15 protein-coding genes and 1 tRNA gene are annotated in these 13,561 nt (G+C 62.4%); 7 read left to right on the top strand and 9 right to left on the bottom strand.

Features of this window, described 5'->3' with window-relative positions; genetic code table 11:
* Nucleotides 1-46: 46 nt before the first annotated feature.
* From X773_RS58565 to X773_RS58555, 3 genes are all read left to right on the top strand, one after another.
* Nucleotides 47-2,362, top strand: a complete 2,316-nt coding sequence (locus X773_RS58565) for a cation:proton antiporter (protein WP_023677655.1) — start codon at nucleotides 47-49, stop codon at nucleotides 2,360-2,362.
* A gap of 379 nt (nucleotides 2,363-2,741) precedes the next feature.
* Nucleotides 2,742-2,981 (top strand): DUF680 domain-containing protein, encoded by a 240-nt coding sequence (locus X773_RS58560; protein WP_023677654.1) that lies wholly within the window; start codon nucleotides 2,742-2,744, stop codon nucleotides 2,979-2,981.
* Between the two features lie 275 nt (nucleotides 2,982-3,256).
* Nucleotides 3,257-3,529, top strand: a complete 273-nt coding sequence (locus tag X773_RS58555; protein ID WP_023677653.1) for a DUF680 domain-containing protein — start codon at nucleotides 3,257-3,259, stop codon at nucleotides 3,527-3,529.
* A 110-nt stretch (nucleotides 3,530-3,639) separates the two neighbouring features.
* On the opposite strand, the gene X773_RS58550 is transcribed toward X773_RS58555, so the two are convergent.
* The 7 genes from X773_RS58550 to X773_RS58520 form a co-directional block, all read right to left on the bottom strand.
* The gene (locus X773_RS58550; protein ID WP_023677652.1) at nucleotides 3,640-4,155 is read right to left on the bottom strand and encodes a histidine phosphatase family protein; all 516 of its coding nucleotides are present in this window, start codon (nucleotides 4,153-4,155) and stop codon (nucleotides 3,640-3,642) included.
* A gap of 9 nt (nucleotides 4,156-4,164) precedes the next feature.
* Nucleotides 4,165-4,497: a hypothetical protein gene (locus tag X773_RS58545; protein ID WP_023677651.1), complete on the bottom strand. Its 333-nt coding sequence runs from the start codon at nucleotides 4,495-4,497 to the stop codon at nucleotides 4,165-4,167.
* Between the two features lie 50 nt (nucleotides 4,498-4,547).
* Nucleotides 4,548-5,255 carry a phosphoribosylglycinamide formyltransferase gene (gene purN / locus X773_RS58540; protein WP_023677650.1) on the bottom strand — a complete coding sequence of 236 codons (708 nt, stop codon included), beginning with the start codon at nucleotides 5,253-5,255 and terminating at the stop codon, nucleotides 4,548-4,550.
* Nucleotides 5,252-6,316: a phosphoribosylformylglycinamidine cyclo-ligase gene (gene purM, locus X773_RS58535; protein WP_023677649.1), complete on the bottom strand. Its 1,065-nt coding sequence runs from the start codon at nucleotides 6,314-6,316 to the stop codon at nucleotides 5,252-5,254. Before purM ends, purN begins: the two co-directional genes overlap by 4 nt.
* A gap of 109 nt (nucleotides 6,317-6,425) precedes the next feature.
* A complete protein-coding gene (locus X773_RS58530) occupies nucleotides 6,426-6,833 on the bottom strand; it encodes a hypothetical protein (protein ID WP_156937368.1) in 408 nt (135 codons plus the stop codon).
* A gap of 135 nt (nucleotides 6,834-6,968) precedes the next feature.
* Complete coding sequence (locus X773_RS58525) at nucleotides 6,969-7,601, bottom strand: hypothetical protein (protein WP_156937367.1); 633 nt, start codon at nucleotides 7,599-7,601, stop codon at nucleotides 6,969-6,971.
* A 121-nt stretch (nucleotides 7,602-7,722) separates the two neighbouring features.
* The gene (locus X773_RS58520; RefSeq protein ID WP_023677646.1) at nucleotides 7,723-8,382 is read right to left on the bottom strand and encodes a glutathione S-transferase family protein; all 660 of its coding nucleotides are present in this window, start codon (nucleotides 8,380-8,382) and stop codon (nucleotides 7,723-7,725) included.
* Nucleotides 8,383-8,582: 200 nt separating this feature from the next.
* Here X773_RS58520 and X773_RS58515 point away from each other — a divergent pair, with 200 nt between their 5' ends.
* From X773_RS58515 to hdaA, 3 genes are read left to right on the top strand one after another with little or no spacing between them, the layout of a single operon-like run.
* Nucleotides 8,583-9,140 carry a CDP-alcohol phosphatidyltransferase family protein gene (locus tag X773_RS58515; RefSeq protein ID WP_023677645.1) on the top strand — a complete coding sequence of 186 codons (558 nt, stop codon included), beginning with the start codon at nucleotides 8,583-8,585 and terminating at the stop codon, nucleotides 9,138-9,140.
* Entirely contained in the window at nucleotides 9,112-10,338 is a 1,227-nt protein-coding gene (locus X773_RS0138160; RefSeq protein ID WP_031212006.1) for an AI-2E family transporter, read from the top strand. The genes X773_RS58515 and X773_RS0138160 overlap by 29 nt, the downstream gene beginning before the upstream one ends.
* A 5-nt stretch (nucleotides 10,339-10,343) precedes the next feature.
* Nucleotides 10,344-11,045, top strand: a complete 702-nt coding sequence (hdaA, locus tag X773_RS58510) for a DnaA regulatory inactivator HdaA (protein ID WP_023677644.1) — start codon at nucleotides 10,344-10,346, stop codon at nucleotides 11,043-11,045.
* 200 nt (nucleotides 11,046-11,245) lie between these two features.
* Here the strand turns inward: hdaA and X773_RS58505 are convergent, their stop codons facing one another.
* Nucleotides 11,246-12,247, bottom strand: coding sequence for a GlxA family transcriptional regulator (locus X773_RS58505; protein ID WP_023677643.1), 1,002 nt, complete (start codon nucleotides 12,245-12,247; stop codon nucleotides 11,246-11,248).
* A gap of 131 nt (nucleotides 12,248-12,378) precedes the next feature.
* Between X773_RS58505 and X773_RS58500 the strand changes: the two genes are divergently transcribed.
* Nucleotides 12,379-13,206 (top strand): alpha/beta hydrolase, encoded by an 828-nt coding sequence (locus tag X773_RS58500; protein WP_023677642.1) that lies wholly within the window; start codon nucleotides 12,379-12,381, stop codon nucleotides 13,204-13,206.
* A 124-nt stretch (nucleotides 13,207-13,330) separates the two neighbouring features.
* Here the strand turns inward: X773_RS58500 and X773_RS58495 are convergent.
* Nucleotides 13,331-13,407, bottom strand: a tRNA-Pro gene (locus X773_RS58495).
* Between the last annotated feature and the right edge of the window lie 154 nt (nucleotides 13,408-13,561).

The following is a 13,561-nucleotide window of genomic DNA, read 5'->3' as shown; positions in this document are numbered from 1 at the left end:
CCCTGTCGCGCGTTGTTGGACACGTGCATTGGGCGATGGGGGTTTCATGGCTTGGCAGGCTCCGACACGTTCAAGCCTGACACTGCTGGTTTGCGCTTTCGTCCCCGCGGGCGCGGCCTGGGCAGCGGAGACGCTCGTTGTCGGTACCCGGGCCTCCGGCATGGGTGGTTCGGGCGAAGGCGCTTTCGTCGCCGAGATCGTGCTTCTGCTGCTTGTTGGGCGCGGCCTGGGCGAAGTGCTGCAGCGTTATGGCCAGCCGGCAATCATGGGCCAACTGATCGGCGGCATCCTGCTCGGTCCTTCGCTGTTCGGCTGGCTGTGGCCGTCGGCCCAGCACCTGATCTTTCCCAGTGATCCTGCGCGAAAGGGCATGATCGACGCCGTCTCGCAGCTCGGCATCCTGATGCTGCTTTTGCTGACCGGCATGGAGACGGACCTGCGGCTGGTGCGCCGGGTTGGCGCGGCCTGTTTTTCCATTTCGGCTACCGGCGTCGTGGTGCCCTTCATCTGCGGTTTCGCGCTGGCGCAGTTCCTGCCGGACGCATTGCTGGCTGACCCCACGCAACGTACCGTCGCCGGGCTGTTCCTGGGCACCGCGCTGTCGATCTCGTCGGTCAAGATCGTCGCCATGGTGGTGCGCGAGATGAACTTCATGCGCCGCAACCTCGGACAGGTGATTATTTCCTCGGCAATCATCGAGGACACGATCGGCTGGCTGGTCATCGCCGTAACCTTCGGCATCGCCACCAATGGCAGGCTGCAGCTCGTACCGCTGGTGACCACCATCGCCGCCGTGGCACTGTTCATGGTGTTCTCCTTCACCATTGGCCGCCGTCTTGTCTTCACCTTGATCCGCTGGACCAACGATCAATTCCGCAGCGAGTTTGCGGTGATCACCATGATCCTCATCATCATGGGCGTGATGGCGCTGATCACCAACATGATAGGCGTCCATACCGTGCTGGGGGCGTTCGTCGCCGGTATCCTTGTCGGGGAATCGCCCATCCTCTCCAGCCATATCGAAGGCCAGCTTCGCGGCGTCATCACCGCGCTGTTCATGCCGATCTTCTTCGGCATGGCGGGGCTTTCCGCCGATCTCACCGTGCTCGCCGATCCAACCCTTGCCATGCTGACGGGCGCTCTCGTGGTCATCGCCAGCATCGGCAAGTTTGGCGGCGCGTTCATCGGCGCCAAGCTCGCCGGCATGTCGTTCAAGGAAGCAATCGCCGTCGGCAGTGCCATGAACGCGCGCGGCTCGACCGAGGTGATCGTCGCCAGCATCGGCCTGTCGATGAACATCCTGTCGCACAATCTCTTCACCATGATCGTTACCATGGCCGTGATCACCACGCTGGCCATGCCGCCGATGCTGCGCTGGGCGCTCGGCCGGCTGCCGGTTGGGCACGATGAGCAGCAGCGGGTCGAGCGCGAGGCGTTGGACGAATACGGCTTCATTTCCAGGCTGGAGCGGCTGCTGGTGCTGGTCGACGACAGCAGGATCGGCAAGTTCACCGCCTATCTCGCCGGACTGGTCGGCGGAGGCAGCGGCATGCCCACCACCTTGCTTCAGCCGAAGGACGGCCGAATGGACAGGCCAACCGACAGCAAAGGACAGGAGCGCACCCTGAAGGAAATCAAGAAGGGTGCAAAAAAAAGCGCCCGGGCGGTGAAACGGATTGAAGATACGCTTGTCGGCAAAGTCCACCTGACGGCCCGCACCGAATTGGAAGCCACCGGTGAGACGATCGCCGAAGAGGCCCGCAAGGGATACGGCCTGCTGCTGGTCGGGCTTGACAATGTGCTGACCGCCGATGGCGCCTTTGCGCCGGCCCTCAACGACATCGCCGGAGGATTTGACGGCCCGCTTTGCCTGGTCCTGAATGGTGGCAATGCTGCCGAAAAGATGCCGACTCTGAAGGCCGGCACCAGCATTCTCGTCCCCGTCAACGGTACCCAAGTGGCGCGTCGCGCCGCCGACTTGGCGCTGGCGCTGGCCCGTCCAAACCGGGCGCGGGTCAAGATACTTTACGTCTCGCAAACGGCAGCCAAGGGCCGAAGATTGACATCCGTGTCGCATAGCCGCGAAGAGGCCGTCCTGAAAGACATCGCTGATCTGGCGGGCCGCTACGGCCTGCATATCGACACAGCGTTCCATACCCGCGTCACACCCGACAAGGCGATCACCCGGGAGGCGGCCAAAGGCGCGGCGATCGTCGTGATGGGCGTCACCCAACGTCCGGGTGAGGACCTGTTCTTCGGTGAAACCGCCGGCGCTGTTTTAGCCGCCTGCAACTGCCCCGTCGTGCTTCTGGCCAGCGCGCGGCCCAAGCACGACGCCGCTGGCGCTGAGCTGGCAGCGTGAATTTCACGGCGCATTGATCCGTCGGCAGGAATGTCGATCGAGCTTCTGAAAGCGCTTATCAGCCAAACGTAAAAGAAACTCGAACCGAACGGTTCGGTTCTGTTGACAGAGAGTGCAGGAAAGGGTGAACGCCGGCTCAAAGAATGTTCGCGCGGCAAATCACCACTGACCGCATAACTAGTTGAAAAGAAATAAGAACATTGTGGCGCCAGGAGCTGCATGTCGAATTTCAAGCGGCCAATTTGGCGCACCCGTACAAAATTTTCGTGATTGGAAACGACAGACTTGCCGACCCATCTCGGGGTGGTCCGAGCGACGCGAATTCCTCCCGAGGCACGCCACTTGACGGACAGACCAAAGAACTACCGGAGTACCCGAAATGACCAAGCTCGCTCTTACCGCCGCCGCCGCCATCCTCGTTGCCACCGGCACTGCTTTTGCCGGCAGCGACCATTATGGCTCGGACAACGTCAACCAGCCGGCCGCTGCTGCTGCTGCCAACGTCGACAACACCTTCACCGGTTCGATCCGCAAGCCAGTTACTTCCGAGCATACCGGTGCCAAGATAACCTCCGAGTCGGTGGCGCCTGAATCCGGCCAAGGCATCTGGGGCCGCTGATTATCACGGCCCGCACCACAAAGAGCGGCGGGCTTGGCCCGCTACTCTTGCTTTCGCGTATCAACGGGCGTGTGCGCCGAATAGCATCCTGCGCCAATCGAATACTTTGATTTGCAGGTTTCATCTGTAGCCACAATCTCGGTTGCTGAAATCGTCCAGCAACGTGCACATCGGAAAAGCCGGGTGCGTATTCGTCGGCGCGGACAGCGCTCTCATCTCGAATGCGTCGAAAGCAACGACAACTCACGAATGACCAGTACACTGGAGTACCTGAAATGACCAAGATTGCTCTTACCGTCGCCACCATCGTCCTCGTCGCCACGGGCAGCGCCTTTGCAGGCAGTGATCACTATGGTTCGGACGGCGTCAACCAGCCGGCCGCGGCTGTTGGCAACGCGCCTGTCGGCACCATCGACAGCGGGTTTACCGGTTCCATCCGCAAGCCGCTGACGACCGAGCACAACGCCGTCGACACCGAGGCGACGACCCGGTTCGGCACGGATCAACCCGTAGTGCCCCAATCTGGCCGGGGCAACTGGGGCCGATAGTTCCTCAAACCCCGGAGCACGAAGAGCGGCGGGCTTGGCCCGCCGTTTTTGTTTGGGCAAAGCCCGGTCGGTCGAAAGGATCGGCGATCCCCGGGCCTGTTGGTAAATCCCTAACGCAGATCCTTCGGCCAAATGCAGTGCGTCAGCCGGGCGCTGCCGAAGGTGAGACCGGCCCAATCGCCATCGACGTCGAACCGAGCCAGGGCCGCGGTGGGGTATTTTTCCGCCAGTTTTTTCAGCGCCGCTTCATCAGATCCAGCCCCGGCAAGACCGCGCGCGAACTCCTCCAACCCGGGATTGTGGCCAAGCACCAGCAGCGTTCCGGTCCCCGCCTTCACTTGCCGCACCTTGGCGAGGATGTCCGCCGCCGCTGCCTCGTAAAGCGCCTGGGCAGATTTGGCCTGCACCTTCGCCGGCAATTCCGCCGAGACCAGCCGCCACGTGTCGCGGGTGCGCAGCGCCGGCGACACCAGCGCCAGCTCCGGCAGCCAGCCGCGCCGGGCCAGTTCGCGCCCGACCAGTGGTGCTGCCTTCAGCCCGCGCGCGGACAGCGGCCGGTCGAAGTCGATGAGGTCGGGATCGTCCCAACTCGACTTGGCGTGACGCAGGAGCAGCAGTTGCTTCATGGATTCAACTCAAGTCCAAGGGATGTCGGGCTGAAAGTCTTTCCCATATCCGCCGCCATGTCTTGCACCTGTGACGGTATCAAAACTCGCCCAAAGTGCACCAAAGATGAACAGGCCTACACGCCGTTCATCTTTATCCCATCTGACCAAAATGTCTGCTTCAGTGATGGCCCAATCGCCCGATCGAACGTGAATTGCACCGACGACGGGACCTACTCGTCCGTCCTCGATCCGACAGAGATAAAAATATGCCGTGGCACTTTTCGGATCGCCCGCCTCGTCGTACTCGAAGACGCCGGCGAGATCACGCTTTGTCCGGATCGCGCTGTCGAAAACGTCCATTGATCTATTCTGTCATTCCCCGGCGATTAATTGGCCGTTTCCGCGGACCCTTACGGCGTGATCCGTGCCAGATGCTCGAGATCGGTCTCTTCGCGCAGCGGGTCGGGCGCGATCACCACTGACGTGGCGTTGTCGGCATCGTCGGCGAAGCGCGAAAACACCGTGCGGCCGCCTTCCATTCGCGCCTTGCCTTCGGCGACAAGGCCCAACGCCAGCGGATAAAGTTGGTGCTCGGCCTTGAGCACGCGCGCGGCCAGCGTATCCTCATTGTCGCCAACCATCACCGGCACGGCGGCCTGGGCGATGATCGGCCCGTCATCCATGTCGAGCGTGACGAAATGCACCGTGCAGCCATGGATGCGCATGCCTGCGCGGAGGGCCCGCGCATGCGTATCCAGCCCCTTGAAGGCAGGCAGCAGGGCAGGGTGGATATTGATCATGCGGCCCTGCCACTTCTCGACGAAGCGCGCGCCGAGGATGCGCATATAGCCGGCCAGCGCGACGATCTGGGCGCCGAACGACAAGAGGGCCGCATCGATCGCCTCGTCATGCGCTTGCTTGCTGGCATAGTCGGAGCGCGAAATCACTCTGGTGGCGATGCCGCGCGCCGCGGCGATGCCAAGGCCGGCGGCATTGGCGCGGTCGGAGATGACGCCGACGATCTCGGCCGGATAGGCCGGGTTGCTCGCCGCCGCAACCAGCGCCGTCATGTTGGAGCCGCGCCCCGAGATCAGTACGACCGTCCGTTTCCTGGTCATAGGCCAATCGAGCCCCGATAGATGACGCCGGCATCGCGGCGCGGCACGATCTGGCCGATCGGCGTCACCGTCTCGCCGGCCTCCTGCAGAACGGCAGCGACCTGCGCCGCCTGGCCGGAGGCGACGACCAGGATCATGCCGATGCCGCAATTGAAGGTGCGCATCATCTCTTCCGGCGCGACGCCGCCGGTCTTGGCCAGCCACGAGAACACCGGCGGCACCTCGATGGCGCCGAGATCGAGCTCGGCCGAAAAATCCTTGGGCAGAACGCGCGGGATATTTTCGGGAAAGCCGCCGCCAGTGATATGGGCCAGCGCCTTGATGCCATGTGTGTTGCGGATCGCCTTGAGGATCGACTTGACGTAGATGCGCGTCGGCTCGAGCAGCGCCTCCGCCAGCGTCGCCTCGTCATTGAACGGCGCCGGATCGCCCCAGCCAAGGCCGCTTACGGCGACGATGCGGCGGACCAGCGAAAAGCCGTTCGAATGCAGGCCCGACGAGGCGAGGCCGAGCAGCACGTCGCCTTCGACGATGTCGTCGGTCGGCAGCAGCTGGCCGCGTTCGGCGGCACCGACGGCAAAGCCGGCAAGGTCATAATCCTTGTCGTGATACATGCCGGGCATTTCCGCCGTCTCGCCGCCGATCAGCGCGCAACCGGCCTGCCGGCAGCCCTCGGCGATGCCGCCGACGATCGAAGCACCCTGGTCGGGATCGAGCTTGCCGGTGGCGAAATAGTCGAGGAAGAACAGCGGCTCGGCGCCCTGCACGACGATGTCGTTGACGCACATGGCGACGAGGTCGATGCCAATCGTGTCATGCTTGCCGGCGTCGATGGCGATCTTCAGCTTGGTGCCGACGCCGTCATTGGCGGCGACCAGCACCGGATCGGTGAAGCCGGCTGCCTTGAGGTCGAACAGGCCGCCGAAGCCGCCGATCTCGCCATCGGCGCCCGGCCGGCGGGTGGCGCGCACCAGCGGCTTGATCTTCTCGACCATGAGGTTGCCGGCATCGATGTCGACGCCCGCTTCGGCATAGGTGAGCCCGTTCTTGCGCTTGCTCATTTCCGGCGCCTGCTCATCTGTTGCGCTTGCCTGTCGCTGTTTTCACTCGCGTGCGGGCTCTTCGCATGAACGGTTTTGCCCCGCAAGGCAAGCGCGCGATGATGGTGTTTCAGTTGGATAACGGCGGAACCGGGCGTGATACACTCCAACAGTAAAAAGAAATCCCTGCCAGAATTGCGGCGAGGCCTCCGACGGTGGCAAGAGACCTGATCTCACCGTCGAAGGGCAGGGTCCCATACGAGAAGCCGGCGGCGATCAAAGCCGCCGCGGCAGTCCACAGACCTGGATTTGCAGCGACTGACCTTGAGAAAACGAACGCGACGACAGCGGCGGTCAGCCAGAGGGGCCAAGAGACGACCACGCCTACGGCCAGATAAAGAGCGAAGGTCGAAAGAAGATCCTGCGCTGCCACGTTGCGGTGCGAGGCTCCGAAAAATGCGAAGACCAAAAGACTTTCCGTCAGTCCGGCCAGATAACAAAGCGTTACTCGCCAAGCGATTGTGATTCTCTGCGCCATCGTCATTCAGCAGTGGGGAAATAGGCTGTCGCTTCACGGGCTCTTCGCATGAACGGCCGCACCTCGCAAGGATGACGGCGGGATCAGACGGTCTTGGCTCGACAAAGGAGTGGACAGTCGCCCAAGCTGCCCCCCTTATGGACGCCCCTCTCGTTCCGCCAGAACCATGTCGACGCGGTCGAGTTGTGCCTTGGCGTAGCCGCTCAGCGCTATTCCGCCATTGTTCGTTCGAATCCAGTGCACAGCCTGCTTCACCCGCTCGTAGTGCCCAAGTTCGATTTCGCAGGCAATCAGCGCGAGGATTCGAACTGCGAAGGGCTGTGTGAATTCGTAAGGTTTGTCGAGCAACTCGCTATGTCCGGCGACGTAACTGGCGAGGTCCGGGTTCTGAGCCCTGATCCGTCGCGCCAGCTCGACATATTTCCCCAGCAACCTATCTATGCTCGTCTGGTCAAGGTGCTCGAAGTAACGAGCATAAGCTTTCAGCTCATTGTTAAATATCGTTTCAGGATGAAACTGCGACAGTCCGGGCCAGATCCATTTTTTGCCGTACAGCCTTTCAAGCAACGGCCTGACGGTAAGAAAGTCCAGGTAAACGAGCATGTTCACATGAACATCGCCATGGCTTGCAGTAAAGGCCTCTTCGAGAATCAGGCTGATATCGTCGCTCCGGTCGACTTCGAAGACGCCTTTCCGGGTGCGGCGAAAGCCATGTCCCGTCATGAACGTATCGAGATACTTACGCGCTTCGCCAACGGCCAAAGACAAGGTTCCACTCCCTCTCTGTTGCGCATCGTGCCTTGCTAACGGCCTATTAGTCCATCCACTGCGCCTTGTTTCCTAACGGCCAAAGGATAGCGCGCTTCGGGCTCGCTTCCATTTGGTTAGTTCAACGCTGGCTATTCTTCACGCCCCCTGCGTTGATTGCAAATTGCGCGGCGAAAGCCCGGATATAAGCCGGCCGAGCTTCCCCGCGCGCTACATAGGCAGCCAAGTTTTGATATTCGTCCAAAATGCCTGACATTCTTAGTCGCAGCAGCACCGATACCATCAATAAATCGCCGGCGCTGAACGTATCATCGAGCCAGTCGGCGACGCCCAAGTGGGCCGAGAGTTTGTCCAGCCGAGCGCGAACACGGTCCTTTACCAACGGCAAGCGCTCCTCGCTCCAAGGCTTGTCACGTTCGAATATTCTTGCCGTCGTTAATTCGAGGATCGGCGGTTCGACGGTGTTAAGTGCGGCAAACATCCACGTGATCGCACGCGCGCGGGCATTGCGATCCTTCGGCAGCAATCCCGCATGCTGCTCAGCAAGATGAAAGACGATCGAGCCGGTCTCGAACAGCGAGAGAGAACCTTCCTCATAGGTGGGGATCTGGCCGAAGGGATGGATGGCCAGATGTTCAGGCGCCTTCATCTCTGCGAAGGAAACAAGACGAACCTCATACGGCTGCCCCACTTCTTCGAGCGCCCAGCGAACGCGCGTATCACGCGCCAGTCCCTTGCCGCCATCGGGCGATCGTTCAAATGCTGTGATAGTGATTGTCATCGCGTCCGTTTCCTTGCCTGGGCGAATTCTTCGGCTTCCTATCGTGAGACGAATGAGTTTCCCCGAAATCGACATTGGTCTTGAACTATTTCATTGCTGGCGCCCTCGTGGGGAGATTGGCAGCTTCGGTGTCGCTTCTCACTTGCCGTAACCGTCCATCTCCATCATGTATCGACAAACAAGAGCGACGGGATATGCGTTTGACCATCCCCAACATGATCACGATCATGCGCTTCGTGCTGGTGCCGGCCGTGGTGCTGGCCATGCTGCAGGAACGCTGGGACTGGGCGTTTGCCGGCTTCCTCATTGCCGGCATTTCCGACGGCGTCGACGGCTTCATCGCCCGCCATTTCAACCAGTTTTCCAGGCTCGGCGCCTATCTCGATCCGATGGCCGACAAGCTGCTGCTGGTCTCGGTTTTCGTGGTCCTGGGCTTCAGCGGCGAACTGCCGCTGTGGCTGGTCGTTACCATGGTGTCGCGCGACGCACTGATCGTCTGCGCCGTGCTTTTGTCCACCGTCATGGCGCATCCCGTCGAGATGAAGCCGCTCCTGGTGTCGAAGGCCAACACCGCGATCCAGATCGTGCTGGCGGCAGTGGTGTTGGGCGAACTCGCCTTCGACATCCGTCTCGATCCGCTGAGGCCGGCCCTCATATTGCTGTCCGGGGTCTTGACCGTGGCTTCGGCCGCGGCCTATCTCGTGGCTTGGCTGAGGCATATGAGCGGCTATGGCGAAGGCTCCACACCCGGCACCTGAACGCGGGGCACCTGACCACCGGGCACCTGACGAACGGTCCATCGACGCCGAGGCCGAAGCCGCGGCAGCGGAGGCTGCGGCATCGGCGTCGTTTCGCCGGCAGATCCGCTTCTGGCTGGTCAGCGCCATCATCCTCGCCGTCTTCCTCTATGTCTTCAGCGGCATCCTTCTGCCGTTCGTCGCCGGCATGGTGCTCGCCTATTTCCTCGATCCTGTGGCCGACCGGCTGGAGCGGCTCGGCCTGTCCAGGCTGATGGCAACGGTGGTCATCCTGATCGCCTTCATCGTCGTCCTGGTGCTGGCCGTCGTCATCCTGGTTCCGGTGCTCGCCTCGCAGATGGCTGATTTCGCCAGCAAGCTGCCGGACTATCTGACCCGGCTGCAGGGCCTGATCACCAGCTTCGACCCGAAATGGCTGGAAGAAAAATTCGGCGTCGACGCCAACGGGCTGCGCGAAGGCCTGAACTCGCTGCTGACCTCCGGCTTCGGCCTCCTGACCACCGTCTTCACCTCGATCTGGAGCTCCGGCGTGGCGCTGGTCTCGGTCGTCAGCCTGTTCGTGGTAACGCCGGTCGTCGCCTTCTACATGCTGCTCGACTGGGACCGCATGGTGGCAATCGTCGACAGCTGGGTGCCGCGCGATTACGTCAAGACCGTCAGGACGATCGCCAGGGACATCAACACGGCAACCGCCGGCTTCGTGCGCGGACAGGGCACGCTGTGCCTGGTGCTCGGCGCCATGTACGCCACCGGCCTGACACTGACGGGCCTGAATTTCGGCATCCTCATCGGTCTGTTCGCCGGGCTGATCTCCTTCATCCCCTATGTCGGCTCGCTGACCGGCCTGGTGCTGGCCGTCGGCGTCGCCTTCGTCCAGTTCTGGCCAGACTGGACCATGATCGCGGCGGTGGCCGGTGTGTTCTTCGTCGGCCAGTTCATCGAGGGCAACATCCTGCAGCCCAGGCTGGTCGGCAAAAGCGTTGGCCTGCATCCGGTATGGCTGATGTTTGCGCTGTTTGCCTTCGGCGCGCTGTTCGGCTTCGTCGGCCTGCTGATTGCCGTGCCGGCTTCCGCCGCCGTTGCCGTTCTGGTGCGTTTCGCCATCGCCCGCTATCTGGAATCGCCGCTCTACAAGGGCCATGCCGACGAGCCGGTGCCGCCGCTGCAGGTGCGGCGCCGCGGGGGCGCGCGCGGTTGAGCCAGATGCCGGACAAGATCGATCCGCCGCGTCAATTGCCGCTCGATCTAGGCCACGGCACCGGCTATTCGCGCGACGAGCTCGTCGTCTCCAGCACCAACAGCCAGGCGGCGGCGCTTGTCGACCGCTGGCCGGACTGGCCGTCGCCGGTCGTTGTGCTGGCCGGGCCGGCCGGCTCGGGGAAAACCCATCTGGCCTCGATTTGGCGGACCCGCGCCGACGCCGTGAAAGTGGAGGCCGGCCGCATCGGCGACTGCATCGAAAACCTCGGCCCGCATCCGGCCCTGATCGACGATATCGATGCCGAACCGATCGATGAGCACGGCCTCTTCCACCTGATCAACGCGGTGCGCGGCGCCGGCTCGAGCTTGCTGTTGACGGCGCGGCGCTTCCCGTCCGCCTGGGGCGTCAGGCTGCCCGACCTGGCGTCGCGGCTGAAGGCGGCGGCGACCGTCGAGATCCACGAACCCGACGATCTTCTGCTGGCCGGCGTCATCACAAAGCTGTTCGCCGACCGCCAGGTCGAGGTCGAGCCGCATGTCGTGCAATATCTGGTGCGCCGCATCGAGCGCTCGCTGGCCACTGCCATGCGCGTGGTCGAACGGCTCGACCGCACCGCGCTCGAGCGCAAGACGCCGATCACCCGCGCGCTCGCCGCCGAGACCGTCAGCGCCATGGACGAAGGGCAGGGCGAGTTCGAGATTTGACGATTCCAGTTCCGCCACTGTCCCATTTCGGGAACAAAAGCTGGCATCTGTCTTGCAGCAAAGAGCTTGCCGGCTAATCCCGGTCCTGATTGCGTATCAAATCAGGTAGTAGGCTCGCCGGGAGATGGGTGGTTGGGGTTCTCGCCCGGCGAGCTTGCCTTTGGCAGCATCGAATCGATAGCGCCATTGCGCGGCTGGCCTCAGCTCTCTCCGCCTGCAATCACCGCTCGTTCCGTGCCAAAGCGCTTGCGATAGTCGCCGGGCACCAGGCCGGTTATCCTGGCGAATACCTTGCGGAAGGAGCCGGGATCGTCATAGCCGACCTCCCAGGCGATCTGGTCGATCGACCGCATCGTGGTTTCCAGCATCTCGCGCGCCTTGCCGACGCGCAGGTGCTGGCAATATTCGGTCGGCTTGAGGCCGGTGGCGTTGCGGAACCTGCGCAGAAAAGTCCGCTCCTCCAGCCCGGCGTGATCGGCCATGGCGCCAAGCGTCACATCGCGCGCGCCGTTCGCCTGCAGCCAGTGCTGCACCTTGAGAATCGCTTCGTCGCCGTGGGTCAGCCGCGGCGCAAACGGACTGTAAAAACGTTGCTCGCGGCCCGGCGGGTCGATCAGCATGAAACGCGCCGTGTCCATCATCACGGCTGACCCGAGCACCCTGTCCACCAGCTTCAGGCCGAGATCGGTCCAGGCCATGTAGCCGCCGGCGGTGATGATATCGCCATCATCGATAACCAGCCTGTCGGCGTCGAGCAGGATGTCTGGAAAGCGTAGCGCCAGCGCGTCGCGATAGGCCCAGTGCGTCGTCGCGGCGCGACCGGACAACAGGCCGGTCTCGGCAAGCACGAAAGCGCCGGCACAGACCGAACCGAGCGTCGCGCCTGCCGTGTGGCGATCCCTGAGCCAGCCGGCATAGGGCGCGGCTGCTTCCCGAGCGATCGGATCTCCCAAGGTCGGCGGGAGGATAACCATGGCTGGTTCATTGTCGGCGCCGGGGTCGCTGTCGAAGGTGCGGACTACGGTGTGGCCCGCGTCCTCCAATTGCCAATGACTGACGCGAAGCCTCGCCGCCTCGGGCGACCGCTCGACAGCCAGCCGGTTTGCCAGCATGAAAAGATCGGTCAGGCCGAGCACGGCTGCTTCCTGCACGCCGGGATACAAGACAAGGCCGATTTCGATCAGATCACGCGCAGCCGTCATTTGTCAGTTTTGCCACGTTGAATGTCCGTTTTGCCAATGCTCACCCTGACCGCACTGTTATAATTTGTCCAGCTGAAGGGGGCTAAAAGCTTCCCTGTTACCCCCCGACTTTTCCATCAAGGAGTAGAACGATGAGCACATTCACCACCCATGACGGCACCGAGATTTTCTACAAGGATTGGGGCAAGGGCCAGCCGATCGTTTTCCATCACGGCTGGCCGCTGAGCTCAGACGACTGGGACAACCAGATGCTGTTCTTCCTCGAAAAGGGCTACCGCGTCATCGCACATGACCGCCGCGGCCACGGCCGCTCGTCGCAGACCGCGACTGGCAATGAGATGGACACCTACGCCGCCGATGTTGCGGCGCTGGCGGCGCATCTCGATCTCAGGGATGCGATCCACATCGGCCATTCGACCGGTGGCGGCGAGGTGGCGCGTTACGTCGCGCTTTATGGCGGCGGCGGCCGTGTTGCCAAGGCGGTGCTGATCGGCGCCGTGCCGCCGATTATGGTCAAGACCGACAGCAATCCCGGCGGCTTGCCGATCGAAGTCTTCGACGGTTTTCGTGCCGCCCTGGTCGCTAACCGCGCCCAGTTCTACAGGGACGTGCCGGCCGGCCCGTTCTATGGCTTCAACCGCGAGGGCGCCAAGGTCTCGCAAGGCGCCGTCGACAATTGGTGGCGCCAGGGCATGATGGGCGGAGCCAAGGCCCATTACGACTGCATCAAGGCGTTCTCGGAGACCGATTTCACCGACGACCTCAAGAAGATCGAGGTTCCCGTCCTGATCATGCATGGCGACGACGACCAGATCGTACCGATCGCCGATTCCGCGCTGCTTGCGGCCAAGCTGGTGAAGCACGGCACGCTCAAGGTCTACAAGGGCCTTCCGCACGGCATGTGCACCACCCATCCGGAGATCATCAATCCGGATCTGCTGGCCTTCATCCAGGGCTGACGGCTTGCATATCGGACGGGCAGCCCGGGCTCGTGCTGTCCGTCCGTCGCTTAAACATGACCGGCGACGGGAGACACACTCGAGCGTGATCCGCTTGCCCTGCCGACGAGATTTGCTTGATGAATGGTCGGAGTGGAGAGATTCGAACTCCCGACCCTCTGGTCCCAAACCAGATGCGCTACCAGGCTGCGCTACACTCCGAACGGTCTGTTGCCTAGTGATTTCAGCCCGCCAAAGCAAGCGTAAAAAGCCATCGGCCTTGCTGCCGGCGGCATTGCGCAGTAATGACGGGCTAGTGCATGGCCAGAGAACAGTAATGTGGTCTCGGGGTCGTGTGCTTGCAACCAGCAATGAG

Source organism: Mesorhizobium sp. LSJC280B00, from assembly GCF_000502835.1.
Taxonomy (GTDB): Bacteria; Pseudomonadota; Alphaproteobacteria; order Rhizobiales; family Rhizobiaceae; genus Mesorhizobium.
This window is presented reverse-complemented; position numbering and strand designations above follow the sequence as displayed.